The 715-nt window shown below is 72.9% G+C and carries 1 protein-coding gene; it reads right to left on the bottom strand.

What is annotated here, in order from left to right; all coding sequences use genetic code 11:
- Positions 1 to 515, bottom strand: a 515-nt coding sequence (locus C1I95_RS34290) for a PH domain-containing protein (RefSeq protein ID WP_438941369.1), incomplete at its 3' end; no start/stop codon positions are given.
- Positions 516 to 715: the final 200 nt, after the last annotated feature.

The raw sequence follows: 715 nt of genomic DNA, 5'->3' as shown, positions 1-715 counted from the left end.
CCTTCAGCGAGCGCGGTCAGGTGCGCCTCGTGCAGGCGGCGCAGGGCGCGGACCCCGTCGACGGCGAGTTGCTTGTCGGCGGCCTGGAGCGCGACCACCGGCATCAGGTCGTCGTCGTACAACTCCAGGGCGGCCCAGGGAGCACCCCGGTCGAATCGGACCCCCCGGACGACCTCCCACGGCAGCTCGTACGAGCCGATGATGTTGCGGACCCGTACGCCGCGCGCGTCCGCATCTACCCGGGGGCGGGTGAAGAGCAGGGCGCCGAGGGCGAAGAGGATGCCCAGCCCGATCATGGCGAACTGGTCGCCGCGCTGGAAGGTGCCGTAGCCGTTGCCGGTGGGACCGGTCAGCGTGGTGGCGATCACGGCGAACAGGACCACCAGGACAGCCGCCGAGACCCAACAGACCAGCCGGATACGTCGAGGCCGGAGTCGGATCGGCTCGGTGCCGATCACATGCTCACGCTCGCTCGTGCCGGCACTCGGCTGCGCTGCGTCCCGCCGCTCACTCATGGCACCAGTTTGCCATCCGGTCCCGGCGGTTTGTCCGGCGCCACACGGACATCGGCGCCGACCGGGCCCGTCCCGCGGACCGGGCCAGCATTGGCGGACGGCGCGACACCACCCGACGGCGCGGCGACACCAGCGGACGGTGCGACACCACCAGACGGCGCGACGCCAGCGGGCGGCGGGGCGACACCGGCGGGCAGGGC

This window comes from Micromonospora craterilacus (assembly GCF_003236315.1).
GTDB classification, from domain to species: domain Bacteria; phylum Actinomycetota; class Actinomycetes; order Mycobacteriales; family Micromonosporaceae; genus Micromonospora; species Micromonospora craterilacus.
The sequence above is the reverse complement of the archived record's forward strand: the minus strand, read 5'-3'. Positions and strand labels throughout refer to the sequence as shown.